This window comes from Streptomyces sp. NPDC002004, from assembly GCF_053593975.1.
This window is the reverse complement of record NZ_JBSFDP010000004.1, coordinates 26431-44484: the sequence shown is the minus strand read 5'-3', so window position 1 is coordinate 44484 and position 18054 is coordinate 26431. Positions and strand designations below refer to the sequence as shown.

General features: G+C 69.0%; 17 protein-coding genes. 8 read left to right on the top strand and 9 right to left on the bottom strand.

The window, feature by feature from the left end:
* Positions 1-49 precede the first annotated feature (49 nt).
* The 5 genes from ACWCP6_RS08560 (at position 50) to trxA (ending at position 5089) form a co-directional block, all read left to right on the top strand.
* A complete protein-coding gene (locus ACWCP6_RS08560) occupies positions 50-1765 on the top strand; it encodes a serine/threonine protein kinase (protein ID WP_450931628.1) in 1716 nt (571 codons plus the stop codon).
* 25 nt (positions 1766-1790) lie between these two features.
* Positions 1791-2537 carry an RNA polymerase sigma factor SigM gene (sigM, locus tag ACWCP6_RS08555; RefSeq protein ID WP_450931627.1) on the top strand — a complete coding sequence of 249 codons (747 nt, stop codon included), beginning with the start codon at positions 1791-1793 and terminating at the stop codon, positions 2535-2537.
* Positions 2534-3511, top strand: coding sequence for an anti-sigma factor family protein (locus ACWCP6_RS08550; protein ID WP_450931626.1), 978 nt, complete (start codon positions 2534-2536; stop codon positions 3509-3511). The genes sigM and ACWCP6_RS08550 overlap by 4 nt, the downstream gene beginning before the upstream one ends.
* A 240-nt stretch (positions 3512-3751) precedes the next feature.
* The gene (gene trxB, locus ACWCP6_RS08545; RefSeq protein ID WP_450931625.1) at positions 3752-4714 is read left to right on the top strand and encodes a thioredoxin-disulfide reductase; all 963 of its coding nucleotides are present in this window, start codon (positions 3752-3754) and stop codon (positions 4712-4714) included.
* 42 nt (positions 4715-4756) lie between these two features.
* A complete protein-coding gene (gene trxA / locus ACWCP6_RS08540) occupies positions 4757-5089 on the top strand; it encodes a thioredoxin (protein ID WP_450931624.1) in 333 nt (110 codons plus the stop codon).
* 88 nt (positions 5090-5177) lie between these two features.
* Here the strand turns inward: trxA and ACWCP6_RS08535 are convergent, their stop codons facing one another.
* From ACWCP6_RS08535 to rpmH, 9 genes are all read right to left on the bottom strand, one after another.
* Positions 5178-5795 carry a GNAT family N-acetyltransferase gene (locus tag ACWCP6_RS08535; RefSeq protein ID WP_450931623.1) on the bottom strand — a complete coding sequence of 206 codons (618 nt, stop codon included), beginning with the start codon at positions 5793-5795 and terminating at the stop codon, positions 5178-5180.
* Positions 5796-6175: 380 nt separating this feature from the next.
* Positions 6176-7273 carry a ParB/RepB/Spo0J family partition protein gene (locus ACWCP6_RS08530; RefSeq protein ID WP_450931622.1) on the bottom strand — a complete coding sequence of 366 codons (1098 nt, stop codon included), beginning with the start codon at positions 7271-7273 and terminating at the stop codon, positions 6176-6178.
* A complete protein-coding gene (locus tag ACWCP6_RS08525) occupies positions 7270-8343 on the bottom strand; it encodes a ParA family protein (RefSeq protein ID WP_450931931.1) in 1074 nt (357 codons plus the stop codon). The genes ACWCP6_RS08530 and ACWCP6_RS08525 overlap by 4 nt, the downstream gene beginning before the upstream one ends.
* Before the next feature lie 356 nt (positions 8344-8699).
* Positions 8700-9416 carry a 16S rRNA (guanine(527)-N(7))-methyltransferase RsmG gene (gene rsmG, locus ACWCP6_RS08520; RefSeq protein ID WP_450931621.1) on the bottom strand — a complete coding sequence of 239 codons (717 nt, stop codon included), beginning with the start codon at positions 9414-9416 and terminating at the stop codon, positions 8700-8702.
* Positions 9417-9515: 99 nt separating this feature from the next.
* Positions 9516-10028 (bottom strand): Jag family protein, encoded by a 513-nt coding sequence (locus tag ACWCP6_RS08515; RefSeq protein ID WP_450931620.1) that lies wholly within the window; start codon positions 10026-10028, stop codon positions 9516-9518.
* A gap of 15 nt (positions 10029-10043) precedes the next feature.
* A complete protein-coding gene (gene yidC / locus ACWCP6_RS08510; protein WP_450931619.1) occupies positions 10044-11300 on the bottom strand; it encodes a membrane protein insertase YidC in 1257 nt (418 codons plus the stop codon).
* A 3-nt stretch (positions 11301-11303) separates the two neighbouring features.
* Positions 11304-11678 carry a membrane protein insertion efficiency factor YidD gene (gene yidD, locus ACWCP6_RS08505; protein WP_450931618.1) on the bottom strand — a complete coding sequence of 125 codons (375 nt, stop codon included), beginning with the start codon at positions 11676-11678 and terminating at the stop codon, positions 11304-11306.
* Complete coding sequence (gene rnpA / locus ACWCP6_RS08500; RefSeq protein WP_450931617.1) at positions 11675-12046, bottom strand: ribonuclease P protein component; 372 nt, start codon at positions 12044-12046, stop codon at positions 11675-11677. Before rnpA ends, yidD begins: the two co-directional genes overlap by 4 nt.
* 20 nt (positions 12047-12066) lie before the next feature.
* Positions 12067-12204 (bottom strand): 50S ribosomal protein L34, encoded by a 138-nt coding sequence (rpmH, locus tag ACWCP6_RS08495; protein ID WP_003949374.1) that lies wholly within the window; start codon positions 12202-12204, stop codon positions 12067-12069.
* Positions 12205-12602: 398 nt separating this feature from the next.
* Here rpmH and dnaA point away from each other — a divergent pair, with 398 nt between their 5' ends.
* The 3 genes from dnaA to gnd all read left to right on the top strand — a co-directional run bounded on the left by dnaA (position 12603) and on the right by gnd (position 17990).
* Positions 12603-14558: a chromosomal replication initiator protein DnaA gene (dnaA, locus tag ACWCP6_RS08490; protein WP_450931616.1), complete on the top strand. Its 1956-nt coding sequence runs from the start codon at positions 12603-12605 to the stop codon at positions 14556-14558.
* 1172 nt (positions 14559-15730) lie between these two features.
* The gene (dnaN, locus tag ACWCP6_RS08485) at positions 15731-16861 is read left to right on the top strand and encodes a DNA polymerase III subunit beta (RefSeq protein WP_450931615.1); all 1131 of its coding nucleotides are present in this window, start codon (positions 15731-15733) and stop codon (positions 16859-16861) included.
* 253 nt (positions 16862-17114) lie between these two features.
* Positions 17115-17990 carry a phosphogluconate dehydrogenase (NAD(+)-dependent, decarboxylating) gene (gene gnd, locus ACWCP6_RS08480; protein ID WP_450931614.1) on the top strand — a complete coding sequence of 292 codons (876 nt, stop codon included), beginning with the start codon at positions 17115-17117 and terminating at the stop codon, positions 17988-17990.
* Positions 17991-18054 lie beyond the last annotated feature (64 nt).

Here is an 18054-nt window from a genome sequence, read left to right as displayed (position 1 = left end):
TGGCTTTGGCGTCGCAGGGAACGCAACGGATGGGGAGGCAGGAACGACGGTGGCGGAACGGAGCACGGCTGCCGTCGACGTGGCAGACAACAGTGGTGACGAGCCGCTGTCCGCGAAGGCGGAGGAAGCCACGGCCGACGGGGCGGCCCAGACCCGGAATCGGGACGAGGCGAGCGAGGACGCGGACAGGACCGGCGACGTGAGCGGCGCCGCCGAGCCGTCGCCGCCCGAGTTGCACAGCGGGCACAAGCTCGCCAGACGCTACCGACTCGAGGAGTGCGTCACCCGTCTGGACGGCTTCAGCAGTTGGCGTGCGGTGGACGAGAAACTCCGCCGCGCGGTCGGTGTGCATCTGCTGCCCGCCGATCACCCGCGGGGACGTTCGGTGCTGGCCGCCGCCCGGTCCTCGGCGCTGCTCGGCGACCCCCGTTTCGTGCAGGTACTGGACGCGGTCGAGGAGAACGACCTCGTCTACGTGGTGCACGAGTGGCTGCCGGACGCCACGGAGCTGACAACGTTGCTCGCCTCGGGTCCGCTCGAGGCGTACGAGGCCTATCAGATGGTCAGTCAGGTCGCCCAGGCCATGGCCGCCGCGCACCGCGAGGGCCTGGCCCATCTGCGGCTGACGCCTGGCGCCGTCCTGCGCACCTCGTCCGGCCAGTGGCGGGTCCGCGGCCTCGCGGTGAACGCCGCTCTGCGCGGCATCAGCTCGGACACCCCGCAGCGCACCGACACCGAGGCGATCGGGGCACTGCTGTACGCGGCCCTGACGCAGCGCTGGCCGTACGAGAGCGACGCGCACGGGCTCTCCGGGCTGCCCAAGGGCGTCGGCCTCATCGCGCCGGACCAGGTGCGGGCAGGCATCCACCGTGGCCTGTCGGAGCTGGCGATGCGGGCGCTCGTCAACGACGGGGCCACCGCCTCGCGCCAGGAGCTCCCGTGCACCACGCCCGAGGACCTGGTGAAGGCGATCGGCGAGCTGCCGCGTATCCGGCCGCCGGAGCCCGCGTTCACTGCGCCGCCGGAGTACCAGCGCACGACGTACCAGCAGGGCTCCTACGGCCGCCCCAGCGCGGCCCCTGCGAGCGCCACGCAGCCCGTCGTGGCCTCTCCGCCCCCTCCGCTGCAGAGCCGCACCGGCAAGGCCCTCAAATGGGCCGTCTCGGCGCTTCTCATCGCCGCCCTGGGTCTCGGCAGCTGGCAGCTGGCGGAGGCGCTCATGGACCGCAGCAAGCAGCAGAAGCCGACCCCGGCACAGAGCTCCGACGGCAACGGCAAGAATCCCGCAAAGAAGAATCCGGGCAAGCCACTCAAGATCGAGAACGCCGTCGAGTTCACGCCCAGCGGCTCCGGCATCCAGGAAAGTCAGGTACCGCTGGCCATAGACAACGACCCCGGGACTGCTTGGGTAACGCCGCACTACACCGGCTACCCGAACTTCGGGAATCTGCCCAGCCGTAAGCAGGGCAGCGGGATCATCGTCGACCTCGGCAGTGTGAAGGCCGTCTCGGGCCTGGACATCGCGCTCTATCGCCCCGGTCAGACGGTGGAGGTACTGGCAGCCGACGCCGGGGCCTCGTCGCCGTCCGGGCTGGCGGACTTCCCGACTCGGCTCACGAAACTGGGTAAGGCCGGTTCGAGCGTTAGTGCCACGCTCGACAAGGCGGTGAAGACCAGGTACGTGCTGGTCCACATCACCTCGCTGCCTCCCGAGGGCGGAGACCAGTACCGTGGCGGGATTTCCGAGATCAAGGTTCTAGGGTAGTTATCACCACTTTGGGGGAGGTTTGATGACGGATGGCGTCGCGTCCCGTGACGCGAGCGATCGCGACCTCCTCGCCCGCCACGTCGCGGGCGATCCCGATGCCTTCGGCGAGCTTGTGCGCCGGCATCGGGATCGGCTGTGGGCGGTGGCACTGCGGACGCTCGGCGACCGGGAGGAAGCCGCAGACGCGGTGCAGGACGCCTTCGTCTCGGCCTTCCGGGCCGCGCACACCTTCCGCGGGCAGTCCGCCGTCACGACCTGGCTGCACCGGATCACGGTGAACGCCTGCCTCGACCGGGCCCGCAAAGCGGCATCCCGCAAGACCTCCCCCGTCGACGACACCGAGCGCCTGGAGCAGCTCCTGGAGCCGGAGGAATCCGCTTCTGCTCCCGCCGAGCGCAATGATCTCCACCGCGAGGTGGCCGAGGCACTCGGCGCCCTGCCGCCCGACCAGCGGGCCGCCCTGGTCCTGGTGGACATGCACGGCTATCCGGTCGCCGAAGCCGCCCGGATGCTCGACGTCCCCACCGGAACGGTGAAGAGCCGCTGTGCCCGCGGACGAGCCAGACTGCTGCCGCTGCTCACCCATCTACGCCCGGGTCGGGGGGACAGCGGCGGACGCGAAAGGTTGAAGCCCGGCGAAAACAGGAACCAGACTCAGGGGTCATCCGTCCCACCCGCAGTAGGTCCTCAGGGGACGGGCACGGAGCGTCCCGGGGACACCGGTCCAAGTGATTCAGCTGCCGTGAAGGGCGGAGGTGGGCGAGCGTGACATCCACGACCGACACGGCCGGGCACCCGGAGGTCGAGGAGATCTCCGACCTCTCCGAAGGCCTCCTCGCCCCTGCCCGCGCCTCCGAAGTACGGCACCATCTGGACGGCTGCGACCTGTGCGGCGATGTCCTGGCGTCGCTGGAGGAGATCCGCGGGCTTCTGGGCACGCTTCCCGGGCCCACGCGTATGCCGGCCGATGTGGCGGAGCGGATCGATGCGGCGCTCGCCGCCGAGGCGCTGCTGACGGCTTCGGCGCCCATGGCCGAGCCGGATTCCGGAGCAACCGCGGCCCATGTTTCACGTGAAACATCGATCTCCGGCACTCCTGCGGACACAAACTCCCCCGCCCCCACAGCTGCTCCGGCCACGACGCCCGCGCCCGGCGGACCGTCGAGCCGACCCGTCGGCCGGCCCCGCGGCGCCACCGGCCCGGGCCGCACGCGCAACAGCCGCAGAGGACGCCGCCGTACCGTCACCCTCGGCGCGGTCTTCACGGCCGCAGCGCTCGGTCTGGGCACGCTGCTCGTCCAGTCCCTCGGAGGCAACGGATCGAACGGCGCCCACAAGCCGACGCACCAGGTGTCCGAGAGCGCGCTCGCCTTCTCCGAGGGGAAGCTCCAGGGGCAGGTGGCCGATCTCCTCGGCAAGGGATCGGCCTCGGCCGAGTCCAACTCCGGCCAGCCGTCCTTCGACCTTCGCTCCAGCCCCCGGACCCCCAGGAACATGCCGCTCCGGGAAACCGGGACGGCCACATCGGTCCCGGACTGTGTGCAACGCGGTATCGGCCGCACCGAAGCGCCGCTCGCTGCCGAGCAGGGCACCTACAACGGCACACGGGCCTACCTGGTGGTGCTTCCGCACACGAGCGACGTCACACGGGTCTCGGCCTACGTCGTGGACGCCTCCTGCGCCGGGAAGCCGTCGTCGCCTCCGGGGAAGGTGCTCCTCAAGCAGTCCTACAAGCGCCAGTAGATCCCGTCTCACGGCCCCGTCAGAAGCACAGGACCCGACGGCGGCGCCCGATTCCCGACAGTGGATTCCAGCACGACTTCACCTGGTCGGCGTAACCCCACCCACCGCACTGACACACGGTCCGGAGGCACGGTCACGTCGGGAATGCGCGCCCCTTAGGATCCGTTGGGTGGGGTGAGGGTCCTGACACGGACTCGCACCAGCAGTACGCAGCAGTCCCCAGAGACGAGGAATCAAGCCGTGAGCGACGTCCGTAACGTGATCATCATCGGCTCCGGGCCCGCCGGCTACACGGCGGCGCTGTACACCGCGCGCGCGTCGCTGAAGCCGCTGGTCTTCGAGGGCGCCGTCACCGCGGGCGGTGCGCTGATGAACACCACCGAGGTCGAGAACTTCCCCGGCTTCCGGGACGGCATCATCGGCCCCGAACTCATGGACAACATGCGCGCCCAGGCCGAGCGCTTCGGTGCCGAACTGGTGCCGGACGACGTCGTCGCCGTCGACCTCTCCGGAGACATCAAGACCGTCACGGACACCGCCGGAACCGTCCACCAGGCCAAGGCCATCATCGTTGCTACCGGCTCGCAGCACCGCAAGCTCGGCCTGCCGAACGAGGACGCGCTCTCCGGCCGTGGCGTCTCGTGGTGCGCCACGTGTGACGGCTTCTTCTTCAAGGACCAGGACATCGCCGTGATCGGCGGCGGCGACACCGCGATGGAGGAGGCCACCTTCCTCTCGCGCTTCGCCAAGTCCGTGACGGTCGTGCACCGCCGGGACAGCCTGCGCGCCTCCAAGGCGATGCAGGACCGCGCCTTCGCGGACCCGAAGATCAAGTTCGTCTGGGACAGCGAGGTCGCCGAGATCCACGGTGACCAGAAGCTCTCCAGTCTGACGCTGCGCAACGTCAAGACGGGCACTACGTCCGAGCTGCCGGTGACCGGCCTGTTCATCGCGATCGGCCACGACCCGCGCACGGAGCTCTTCAAGGGCACGCTCGACCTGGATGACGAGGGCTACCTCAAGGTCGATGCGCCCTCGACCCGGACGAACCTCACCGGGGTGTTCGGCGCCGGCGATGTCGTGGACCACACGTACCGCCAGGCAATCACCGCGGCCGGCACCGGCTGCTCCGCCGCACTCGACGCCGAGCGCTTCCTCGCCGCTCTCGCGGACGGCGAGAACGCCGTAGCCGCTGCTGTCTGACCCCCACCCGCCTCACGCATCACCTAGATAAGGAGCCCCGCCGTGGCCGGCACCCTGAAGAACGTGACCGACGCTTCCTTCGACGAGGACGTCCTCAAGAGCGACAAGCCCGTCCTGGTGGACTTCTGGGCCGCCTGGTGCGGTCCCTGCCGTCAGATCGCGCCCTCCCTGGAGGCGATCGCTGCCGAGCACGGCGACAAGATCGAAATCGTCAAGCTGAACATCGACGAGAACCCGGCCACCGCGGCCAAGTACGGCGTCATGTCGATCCCGACCCTGAACGTCTACCAGGGCGGTGAGGTCGCGAAGACCATCGTCGGCGCCAAGCCGAAGGCCGCAATCGTGCGCGACCTGGAGGAGTTCATCGCCGAGTAACTCGCGGCGTTGTTTCACGTGAAACACGAATGGGCCAACCCTCACGGGTTGGCCCATTCGCATATCAGCGGTCCCACGCCGAACGGTGTCAGAGCGGCCGAAGCGCGGGCTCCTTCTGGACCGCACCGAGCAGCCGGTCCAGAGCCAGCTCCACGTCCTCTTTCCAGGAGAGCGTCGTCCGCAGCTCCAGCCGGAGCCTCGGATACGTCGGGTGCGGGCGCACCGTCTTGAAGCCGACCGCCAGCAGATGGTCGGCCGGCAGTACACATGCCGGTTCCTTCCACTGGGCATGCCCGAAGGCTTCGATGGCTTTGAAGCCGCGCCGCAGCAGATCCTTCGCGACCGTCTGCACCATGACACGGCCGAGTCCCTGCCCCTGATATCCGGGCGAGATCCACGCCGTCATCAGCTGCACGGCATCGGGCGACACAGGGCTTGTGGGGAACGCGGTGGAGCGTGGCACATAGGCGGGCGGCGCGTAGAGCACAAAGCCCACGGGGACGTCGTCGACATAGACGACCCGGCCGCACGAGCCCCACTCCAGGAGGACCGCGGAGATCCAGGCCTCCTTCTCCAGTTCGGGAGTTCCCGCCTTTACCGCGGCCTGGCCGCTGACCGGATCCAGCTCCCAGAAGACGCATGTGCGACAGCGCTTGGGGAGATCCGGAAGGTTGTCCAGCGTGAGCGGTACGAGACGACGCCCCATGACGGCAGTTCCTCACTTCCTCCGTCCGCCGCTTCATACGCGGCTGTCAGAGCACTCCGTTCCCGGAGCAGGCTTCCGACGAACCCTCCAACGGCCCCCAGCCCCAGGCCGGCTGCCATCAGTCCGGTGCGGCTCACCATTCGCATGACCCCCGCCTCCCCTATGAGGTGCCTTCAGGTGGATGCGCCATACCCGCTCGCATCGTAACCAGCCTGCGATTCCATCGAAACTGTAAGAAAGCAAAGAGCGAGCCGTGTTCCGGCACAGACCGGACAAGGCTCGCTCTTGTGCGATGAGCCGGAGGGGAAAAGCATCCCGCAGCCCTAGGAGAGTGGCCCGGGGGGACGCCGTGCACGCTGCCGACGCACCCCCATGAGGACTCAGGATTCGGCGTCGTCCTCCGCGGACTCCGAGGCATCCTGCTGGAGAACGCGGCCCTCACCCGGCGCAAGCGTGCCGAGGATCCGGTCCAGGTCCTCCATGGAGGCGAACTCGACGACGATCTTGCCCTTCTTCTGGCCGAGGTCGACCTTCACACGGGTCTCGAAGCGATCCGAGAGGCGCGTGGCGAGCTCCGACAGTGCGGGCGACAGCCGCCCTCCGGCACGAGGACCCTTGGGCCTCGGCGTGCTCTGAGGCCGGGACCCCATGAGGGTGACGATCTCCTCCACCGCACGCACGGAGAGACCCTCGGCGACGATCCGGTGGGCCAGCCGGTCCTGCTCCTCCGAGTCCTCGACGGAGAGCAGGGCCCTCGCATGGCCGGCGGAGAGCACTCCGGCAGCGACACGCCGCTGCACAGCAGGGGAGAGCTTCAGCAGGCGCAGCGTGTTGGAGACCTGCGGGCGGGACCGCCCGATGCGGTCAGCCAGCTGGTCGTGCGTGCAGTTGAAGTCCCTCAGCAACTGGTCGTAGGCGGCGGCCTCTTCCAGCGGGTTGAGCTGGGCACGGTGCAGGTTCTCCAGCAGGGCGTCCAGGAGAAGCTTCTCGTCCTCCGTGGCCCGCACGATCGCCGGAATCCGCTCGAGTCCCGCCTCACGGCAGGCCCGCCAGCGCCGCTCGCCCATGATGAGCTCGTAGCGGCCCGACTCCACCTGTCGTACGACGACCGGCTGGAGAAGTCCCACCTCCTGGATGGAGGTCACGAGTTCGGCGAGGGCGTCCTCGTCGAACACCTCACGCGGCTGGCGCGGGTTGGGGGAGATGGAGTCCAGCGGCACCTCGGCGAAGTGAGCACCGGCGGGCCGGTCCAGCCCGTCGACGAGACCGGTCCCAGGCTCCTCTGTTTCACGGGAAACAGAGCCCTGCGACAGGGTGGCCATCTTGGCAGCGGCCACTCCTCGCTCGGCGGTGAGCACGGACGCGGGGCCCCCCGGGGTGGAGGCGCCTCCCACGGCCGGTGGCGCCTTCTCCGGTGTCGGGGCCGCGGGGATCAGGGCGCCAAGCCCCCTTCCCAGCCCCCTTCGTCGCTCACTCACTGGATCCCCTCCGCCATGCTTTGCTGTTCGTTCTGAATGCCCACGTGGCCCTGGGCGTCGTAGTGCACTCCGACTCCACGCAGCGCGATCTCCCTCGCCGCCTCCAGGTACGAAAGTGCGCCACTGGAACCTGGATCGTAAGTCAGGACCGTCTGCCCGTAGCTCGGGGCCTCGGAGATACGGACCGAGCGGGGAATGCTCGTCCGCAGGACCTCCTCACCGAAGTGGTTGCGCACCTCGTCGGCGACCTGCGAGGCCAGCCGCGTCCTGCCGTCGTACATCGTGAGCAGGATCGTCGAGACATGGAGGGCCGGGTTGAGATGGCCGCGCACCAGGTCGACATTGCGGAGGAGCTGTCCCAGGCCTTCCAGGGCGTAGTACTCGCACTGGATAGGGATCAGTACCTCTGCTCCTGCCACCAGAGCGTTGACGGTCAGAAGGCCGAGCGACGGTGGGCAGTCGATCAGGACGTAGTCCAGCGGCTGCTCGTACGACTGGATCGCACGCTGCAGCCGGCTCTCCCGGGCCACCAGGGAGACCAGTTCGATCTCCGCACCGGCGAGATCGATCGTGGCGGGGGCGCAGAAGAGACCCTCGACATCCGGGACGGGCTGGACCACGTCGGAGAGCGGCTTGCTGTCGATCAGCACGTCGTAGATCGATGGAACTTCGGCGTGGTGATCGATTCCCAGCGCAGTGGAGGCGTTGCCCTGGGGGTCGAGGTCGACCACCAGGACACGGGCGCCATGCAAGGCCAAGGACGCGGCGAGGTTCACCGTCGTCGTGGTCTTGCCCACGCCGCCCTTCTGGTTGGCGACGACCATGACGCGGGTCTGCTCGGGGCGTGGGAGGCCCTCGCCGGCGCGGCCGAGAGCTTCCACTGCCAGTTGGGCAGCACGACCGATAGGGGTGTCGTCCATCGGAGGCGGTGTTTCACGTGAAACATCCGCCCCCGCCGACTCGGTACGGGGACCGGGGACCGGATCGGTCATCGGTCCCGCGATGTTGGCGTCGGACCGCAAGGATTCACTCTCCTCGACTTCAGGCTCGCAATGAACAGAGCCTCCCATGCCTTTGGGGTCGTGAACCAGCGAGGCCCGGTGTTCTGTGGAGAAATCCACCTCTGTGGACAACTCCGTGCCCTCCCCGGGGGAACCCAGGGAGCCCAAGGGCCGACGGTCTCGGGGCTCGGCCGCAGCGCGGCCGCGACTGATGATGCCATGCAGCAGTGAGCGACGTTTCACGTGAAACACGATGCCCAGCTGCCCGGACCGCATCTTGGAGACACTCCGAGATGCGTAGGTTGGGCAGCTTGTGTGGAGTACGCCGACACGGCCACGTCATTGCTGTGACGTACGCCTCGGATGCCGACTCTGCTCAGTAGCGCCGGGCGCGTCCCGTCCGGCCCCACCCTCGCGGTCTACGCTCAGCGACGACGCCGCGCGCGCCCCGTCCGGGCGGCCTTGGCACGCTTGGCGGCGAAACGGACACCGCCGGGGCTCTCGCCGACCTCGACCCGCACGACCGTGGAGAGCGGATCAACGATGCCCTCTCCGACATGCAGCACCGAGATGTTCTCGGCGCCCAGCTTGCTCAGCGCGGCGCCCGCGCTCTTGATCTCTTCCTCGGCGGTGTCGCCCTTGAGTGCCAGCATCTCGCCGTACGGCCGCAGCAGCGGGACGCCCCAGGTCGCCAGACGATCCAGCGGAGCGACGGCGCGTGCCGTGACGACATGGACCGGCGGGAACTTGCCCAGCACCTCTTCGGCGCGGCCGCGGACGACCGTCACATGGTCCAGGCCGAGCAGCTCGACGACCTCGGTGAGGAAATTCGTACGGCGGAGCAGGGGCTCAAGGAGCGTGATCTTGAGGTCCGGGCGGACGAGGGCCAGCGGGATACCGGGCAGACCGGCGCCGGAGCCCACATCGCAGACGGTCACGCCCTCGGGTACGACCTCGGACAGCACCGCGCAGTTCAACAGGTGCCGCTCCCACAGCCGGGGCACTTCCCGGGGACCGATCAGACCGCGCTTCACTCCCGCGTCGGCCAGCAGCTCCGCATACCGGACTGCGTCCGGGAAGCGCTCACCGAATACCCTCCGGGCCTGTTCCGGAGCCGGGGGGAGCTCCACTGCCTCCGTCACGGGAACCGTCCTTCCGTACCGCACTGGGTGCTGACTATCAGGCTGACAAAGATCGGCCCCGTCTGCGCAACAGACGGGGCCGGGAAAACGATGTGCCGGTCAGGCAGGGAGCACGACGACGAAGCGCTGCGGCTCCTCGCCCTCGGACTCGCTGCGCAGCCCCGCGGCCTTGACCGCGTCGTGCACGACCTTGCGCTCGAACGGGCTCATCGGATTGAGCTTGACCGGCTCGCCGCTGCTCTTCGCCTCGGCGGCGGCCTTGGCGCCCAGCTCGGTGAGTTCCTCGCGCTTCTTGGCTCGGTAGCCCGCGATGTCCAGCATCAGGCGGCTGCGGTCACCGGTCTCCCGGTGCACCGCGAGGCGGGTCAGCTCCTGGAGGGCTTCCAGGACCTCCCCGTCACGGCCGACCAGCTTCTGCAGATCACGGCTGCTCGCGTCGCTGACGATCGAGACAGCGGCCCGGTCGGCCTCGACGTCCATGTCGATGTCGCCGTCGAGGTCGGCGATGTCCAGCAGACCCTCGAGGTAGTCCGCCGCGATCTCGCCCTCCTGCTCCAGGCGGGTCAGGGTGTCGCCACCCTCGGCAGCGGCGGAGGTGGTGCCTTCCGTCACGGGATGGACTCCTTCTTACTTCTTGGACGGGTGCTTGGGCTGACCCTTGCGCTGTCCGGACTGGGCTTTGCTGCGTGCACCGACACCGGGCTTGGGGCCCGCCGGCTTCGCCGCGGAGGGGTTGTCCTGCGGATCGTCCTTCTCCGCCGTCTCGGCACCCGCGGACTTCGCGAGGCTGGGACCGGCCTGGCGCTGCGACTTGGTCTGCCGCTTGGGCTGCTGCCGCTTGGCAGCGGCTCCCGTGGCCTGCGTGGTCTCCACACCATCCGTGTCGACCGCGACGGCACTCGCCACGACGGAGCCGTCGGCTTGGGCCGCCAGACCCGACTTGCCGAGACCGGTGACGAACTTGCGCTCGAACTCGTTGCGGTCTCGGCCCTTGGCGACGATGGCCTTGACGATGGCGCGCTCACGGCGGTTACGGGTCTTGCCGTGGTGCGCAACGTGCTTCTGGAGACGCTCCAGGTACGCGGCCTGGGCCTTGGAGCCCGGGGTCGGGTTGTTGTGGATCACGTACATCTGCTGGCCCATGGTCCACACGTTGGTGGTCAGCCAGTAGATCAGGACACCGACCGGGAACCGGATGCCGAAGAAGGCGAAGATGACGGGGAAGACGTACATCAGCATCTTCTGCTGCTGCATGAACGGCGTCTTCACCGTGGTGTCGACGTTCTTCGTCATCAGCTGGCGCTGCGTGTAGAACTGCGACAGCGACATCATGACGATCATGACCGCGGTGACCACGCGCACATTGGTCAGATCGGCGCCCAGAGCGGCGACCTGGTCCGCGCTGTCCAGGAACTTCGCGGCGAGCGGGGCACCGAAGATGTGGGCCTTCTGCGCGCTCTCCAGCAGCGGCTGGTCGATGACGCCGATCGTCTTGCCCGAGGCGATGCCGTTGAGCACGTGGTACAGGGCGAAGAAGAACGGGGACTGCGCCAGGATGGGAAGGCACGAGGAGAGCGGGTTGGTGCCCGCATCCTTGTACAGCTTCATCATCTCTTCGGACTGGCGCTGCTTGTCGTTCTTGTAGCGCTCCTGGATCTTCTTCATCTCGGGCTGCAGCGTCTGCATCGCCCGAGTGGCCTTGATCTGCTTCACGAAGAGCGGGATCAGGCAGATTCGGATCAGGATCACCAGGGACACGATCGACAGACCCCAGGCCCAGCCCGAGTTAGGGCCGAAAATCGCACCGTACAGCGAGTGGAACTGCACGATGACCCAGGAGACGGGTGTCGTGATGAAGCTGAACAGACTGGCAATCGTGTCCACTAATCAGGCTCCTTGAGCATGGGACGGGGTCTCGGCGGCCGGGCTCGAGGGGTCAGGACCCGAGGGGCCGGTAGCGGCGGCCCCGGAGGGTTCGCCGGCGGCGGAGGGCCCGCCCTTGCGTGCGCTCCAGGCGTTGCGCAGCAGTTCGTGCCACCTGGGACGCTTGCGCGGCGGTACGTGGTCGACACCACCCAGTGACCAGGGGTTGCATCGGAGGAGGCGCCAGGCGGTGAGCGCCGTGCCCTTGATCGCACCGTGCTGGTCGATGGCCTGGTAGCCGTAGTGGGAACACGACGGGTAGTACTTGCACACCGGCCCGAGCAGCGGGCTGATGGTCCACTGGTACAGCTTGATGAGAGCCAGCAGCGGGTACTTCATCGCGCGCCCCCTCCCAGTAGCCGCTGAAGTGCGGCATCCAGGTCTCGGGCCAGCTGAGCGTGGTCGGCGTCGCCCGCACCGGGCAGCGCTCGTACGACTACCAGGCTACCGGGGGGCAACTGGGGCAGTCGTTCACGCATCAGATGGCGAAGCCTGCGCTTCACGGTATTGCGTATGACCGCGCCACCCACTGCCTTGCTCACGACGAAACCCGCACGCGACAGGGGAGCGCTCTCCCCAGGCGCGTGCGGGTCCGTGGCACCGCTGCGTAGGTGGACGACGAGAAGCGGGCGTCCGGCCCGGCGTCCTCGGCGTACCGCGGTCGCGAAGTCCTCGCGCCGCCTCAGCCGATGCTCGACAGGCAGCACGACGTCATGACCTGTCGAGATCAGGCGGACAGGCGGGCGCGACCCTTGCCACGGCGGGACGCGAGAATCGCGCGGCCGGCACGGGTGCGCATACGCAGCCGGAAGCCGTGGGTCTTCGCGCGACGACGGTTGTTCGGCTGGAAGGTGCGCTTGCTCACTCGGGGGCTCCAGTAATGAATCGGTGGGTGGCGGGGTGTCGCCTGGCTGTCACCGTGCGCCCACGAGTAGCTCGCAATACGCCCGAGTGCACCGCTTTCCCGATCACAGGAACGTGATCTTTGCCCATCGGAGGCAGGCGGCAGCAGCCATCGACAACTCGACCTGGTTACGGTACGCGGGGCCCCGCCGTCCGGTCAAACCAGCGACGGTGTACGAGACACTATGCACAGGCTGTGGACAACAACTTGAACCGCACCCGTTGCCCTGACTACCGTGACTGAACTCCGATTCGTTCCCTTCCCACCACCCCATCCGATCCGTTCCCACCGCCCGGATCCGGTGTACCGACCCGTCCTGAGAACCACACGTTCGTGGGACCTGCGAGAGAGCGTGCCCTGTGGCTGACGTACCTGCCGATCTTGCCGCAGTGTGGCCACGAGTACTCGAGCAGCTCCTCGGTGAAGGCCGTGGGCAGGGCGTCGAGGCCAAGGACGAGCACTGGATCAGGCGCTGTCAGCCGCTGGCGCTGGTCGCCGACACCGCGCTGCTCGCCGTGCCGAACGAATTCGCCAAGGGTGTCCTGGAGGGCCGGCTCGCCCCGGTCGTCAGCGAGACGCTGAGCCGTGAGTGCGGGCGTCCGATCCGGATCGCGATCACCGTGGACGACTCCGCGGGCGAGCCGCCCGCCCCCGTGGCGCCGCAGCAGCGCTACGAGGAGCCCGAACTGCCCTCGGGGCCCGGTCAGGGCCGCGACGCGTACGACGCCTACGGCCGCCGCCCCGGGGCCGACCGCGCCCCGGGCCGCCAGGACCTGCCCGTCGCCCGTCCCGCGTACCCGGACTACCAGCGCCCCGAGCCCGGCGCCTGGCCACGGCCGCAGGACGACTACGGGTGGCAGCAGCCGCGGCTCGGCTTCCCCGACCGCGATCCGTACGCCACCCCGGGACAGCAGTCGCAGCGCGACTACCGTCCGCAGCCGGAGCGTTCCGCCTATGAGCCGGAGCGCCCGTCCTACGACGGCGAGCGCCCCTCCTACGACTCCGATCGCCCCCCGTACGACACCGACCGTCCGTCCTACGACACGGACCGTGCGGGGTTCGACGGCGACCGCGGGTCCTTCGACTCCGAGCGTGCCCCGTACGACGGACAGCGCTTCGACGACCCCAGGAGCGACCGCCGGGACCTCCCCGACGTGCCCGGAAGCGGTACGCGCGGGGGCCCCGGTGCGCACGGCGGTGGAGCCGGCGGCCCGATGCCGGCGGGCGGGGCCCCCGGTCCGGTGGGCGCCCAGCCCGCACCGGCGACGGGCCCGGGCGAACCGACGGCACGCCTGAACCCGAAGTACCTCTTCGACACGTTCGTGATCGGCGCGTCGAACCGCTTCGCGCACGCGGCGGCGGTCGCCGTCGCCGAGGCGCCCGCGAAGGCGTACAACCCCCTCTTCATCTATGGGGAGTCGGGCCTCGGCAAGACCCACCTGCTGCACGCGATCGGGCACTACGCGCGCAACCTCTACCCGGGCACGCGGGTGCGCTACGTGAGCTCGGAGGAGTTCACCAACGAGTTCATCAACTCCATCCGCGACGGCAAGGGCGACAGCTTCCGCAAGCGCTACCGCGAGATGGACATCCTGCTCGTCGACGACATCCAGTTCCTGGCGGACAAGGAGTCGACGCAGGAGGAGTTCTTCCACACCTTCAATACGCTCCACAACGCGAACAAGCAGATCGTGCTGTCCTCGGACCGGCCGCCCAAGCAGCTGGTGACCCTGGAGGACCGGCTGCGCAACCGCTTCGAGTGGGGCCTGATCACCGACGTGCAGCCGCCCGAGCTGGAGACGCGTATCGCGATCCTCCGCAAGAAGGCGGTCCAGGAGCAGCTCAACGCCCCGCCGGAGGTGCTGGAGTTCATCGCCTCCCGGATCTCGCGGAACATCCGTGAGCTGGAGGGCGCGCTGATCCGGGTGACGGCCTTCGCCTCGCTCAACCGGCAGCCGGTGGACCTCGGGCTGACCGAGATCGTCCTGAAGGACCTCATTCCCGGCGGTGAGGACTCCGCACCGGAGATCACGGCCACCGCGATCATGGCGGCCACCGCGGACTACTTCGGTCTGACCGTGGACGACCTGTGCGGGTCCTCGCGCAGCCGGGTCCTGGTCACCGCGCGGCAGATCGCCATGTACCTGTGCCGCGAGCTGACGGATCTGTCGCTGCCGAAGATCGGCGCGCAGTTCGGCGGCCGGGACCACACGACGGTCATGCACGCGGACCGCAAGATCCGCGCGCTGATGGCGGAGCGCCGCTCCATCTACAACCAGGTCACCGAACTCACGAACCGCATCAAGAACGGCTGACCGCAAGCCGCCGCACCTGCGGTGACGGGCGCCCCGGGAGAGCTTCCGGGGCGCCCTTCGCCGTGCCGGGGCCGCCCCGGTGCCTTGCCGCGCACTCGGGACCGGTCGTCTTCCCGTCGCACCCCGTGCCCGGACCGCGCGCCGCCCCGTCGCATCCCCACCACCACGGGGATCGCTCCTCCCCGCAGCGCGGCCGGCGGCTGACGGCGACCGTCCGGCGGGCGCCCCGGCACCCGCTCTCACGCGCCCGGCGCCCCGGAGCCGGTGCCTGACCGGTCGTCCACCAGTGCCCGAACGGTCGTCCGCCCATGCCTGAACGTTCGTCCGCCGCCGTCCTGGCGTCCCACGGCGGAGCCTGTGTGCCTCCGTCCCCGCCGCGCTGCCGGGCCCGCTGTTCGATCGACGGCCCGACGCCGCCGCTTCTCCACAGATTCACCGACTTTTTTGCGTCCACACCCTGGGGACTGCGAAGTTGTCCAGACTGGGTCCACAGGCAGGGCTGGTGAGAAGTCGTCAGCCCAGGTCAACCGGGTGTGGATTCGTGGACAAAGGATCTCCACAGGCTGTGGACGAAGAATCGGCCCACAGGGCGCGTGTGGGCTTGTCCACCGGCGACCCACAGGGAATGCCCGGTTGTCCCCAGCTTTCCCCAGCTTCTCCACATGCCTGTCCACTGTTCGGCAACGCAACGCGCCATCTCACCGGCCCGAGTGAAAGCCGTCACACCAAGGTGCCGGGTTGGCTTGTGGGGAACCGGGGTAAAGCTGGGGACGGCACTGGGGAGAAGTGGCCCCTGCCTGTGCATCGGGTGTGCAGAACTTTTCCCCGTCCACAGCGCGACCCGGTTGTCCACCGCCCCCACCCACAGGCCCCGTGGACAAAATTCGGTTGCTGACCTGCGCAAACGCGGTTATCCACGGTTTCCACAGCCCCTACTACTACTCCCGACTAGAGAGACCCGGGAAATCGCTTCGAAGGGGGGCCTGTGCACAACTCGCGGCTCGGAGCCCGAGTGCCGCCCGGTACGACTTGACCCCGACAGGCACCAGCTGTCAGTGCGGTGCGTCAGACTGGTCTCCGGTGTCCTTCCCCCGAGGGGAGCGAGCGACACCGAGTCAGACGACGAGACCAGCAGGGCCAGAGCAGCCAGCAACAGCAGGAGGCGGCTAACCGTGAAGATCCGGGTGGAACGCGACGTACTCGCGGAGGCAGTGGCCTGGGCGGCGCGCAGCCTCCCGGCCCGTCCGCCGGCGCCTGTCCTCGCCGGCCTGCTGCTGAAGGCCGAGGACGGCCAGCTGAGCCTGTCCGGCTTCGACTACGAGGTCTCCGCGCGTGTGTCCGTCGACGCCGAGGTCGACGAGGAGGGCACCGTCCTCGTCTCCGGCCGCCTCCTCGCCGACATCTGCCGCGCCCTCCCCAACCGCCCGGTGGAGATCTCCACCGACGGTGTACGGGCGACCGTGGTCTGCGGCTCCTCGCGCTTCACCCTCCACACCCTGCCTGTGGAGGAGTACCCGGCGCTGCCGCAGATGCCGTCGGCGACCGGCACCGTCCCCGGCGAGGTCTTCGCCTCGGCCGCCGCCCAGGTGGCCATCGCCGCCGGCCGCGACGACACGCTCCCGGTGCTCACCGGTGTGCGCATCGAGATCGAGGGCGACACCGTCACGCTGGCCTCCACCGACCGCTACCGCTTCGCGGTCCGCGAGTTCCTGTGGAAGCCGGAGGACCCCGAGGCGTCCGCCGTCGCGCTGGTGCCCGCCAAGACGCTTCTGGACACCGCCAAGGCCCTGACCAGCGGTGACACGGTGACGCTCGCCCTGTCCGGCTCCGGTGCGGGCGAGGGCCTCATCGGCTTCGAGGGCGCGGGCCGCCGTACGACGACGCGTCTCCTCGAGGGCGACCTGCCGAAGTACCGGACGCTGTTCCCGACGGAGTTCAACTCGGTCGCCACCATCGAGACCGCCCCCTTCGTGGAGGCCGTCAAGCGCGTCGCCCTGGTCGCCGAGCGGAACACTCCGGTGCGCCTCAGCTTCGAGCAGGGCGTGCTGATCCTGGAGGCCGGCTCCAGCGACGACGCACAGGCTGTGGAAAGGGTCGACGCCCACCTCGAGGGCGACGACATCTCGATCGCCTTCAACCCGACCTTCCTGCTGGACGGCCTCAGCGCCATCGACTCGCCGGTCGCCCAGCTCTCGTTCACGACGTCCACCAAGCCCGCGCTGCTGAACGGCAAGCCGGCCGTGGACGCCGAGGCGGACGACGCCTACAAGTACCTGATCATGCCGGTGCGCCTGTCCGGCTGACGCCGTCGGCCGCCGCCCGTCCACAGGGTGGGGATCCCCCTGTTCACAGGGGTCCCCACCGCCCGACGCGGCTTGCCGGCCGCGCCCGCTCGCGGCACCTGACGGAGTGTGCGTCTGAGCGGCTGAGCCCACAGGTGTGCGTGAGGTGCCCGGCGTAGGCTCGGACGCAGGTACGAAAGCGCCCCTGGGCACCTCCTGGAGGTGCCCACAGAGCACGTGCCCGTACGCCACATCGCTACTTAAGGATCATCTGATGGAGCTCGGACTCGTCGGCCTCGGCAAGATGGGCGGCAACATGCGCGAGCGGATCCGCCGCGCAGGCCACACCGTCATCGGATACGACCGCAACCCGGAAATCTCCGATGTCCACAGCCTGGAAGAGCTTGTGGGCAAGCTCAAGGGCCCGCGCGTGGTCTGGGTGATGGTCCCGGCCGGCGCTGCCACACAGGCCACGGTCGACGAGCTCGCCGGGCTCCTGGACGCCGGCGACATCGTCGTGGACGGCGGCAACTCGCGTTGGACAGACGACCAGAAGCACGCCGTGGAGCTGGGCATCAAGGGCATCGGCTTCGTCGACTGCGGTGTCTCCGGCGGCGTCTGGGGCCTGGAGAACGGCTATGCGCTGATGTACGGCGGCGACAAGGAGCACGTCGCCCGGGTGCAGCCGGTCTTCGACGCACTGAAGCCCGAGGGCGACTTCGGCGCGGTCCACGCCGGCAAGGTCGGCGCCGGCCACTTCGCCAAGATGGTTCACAACGGCATCGAGTACGCGATGATGCAGGCCTACGCCGAGGGCTGGGAGCTGCTGGAGGCCGTGGACTCGGTCACCGACGTCCGTGAGGTCTTCCGCTCCTGGCAGGAGGGCACGGTCATCCGCTCCTGGCTGCTCGACCTCGCGGTCAACGCGCTCGACGACGACGAGCATCTGGAAGGCATCCGGGGTTATGCACAGGACTCCGGCGAGGGCCGGTGGACTGTGGAGGCCGCCATCGACCACGCGGTGCCGGCGCCCGCGATCACGGCGTCGCTGTTCGCCCGCTTCGCCTCGCGGCAGGAGGACTCCCCGCAGATGAAGATGATCGCGGCGCTGCGCAACCAGTTCGGCGGCCACGCCGTCGAGAAGGCCTGATCACGTAGTCCGGCCCCCGCACCCCGGGGGCCCCGTAACCCAGGGGGAGGTCGGTTCCACGGCC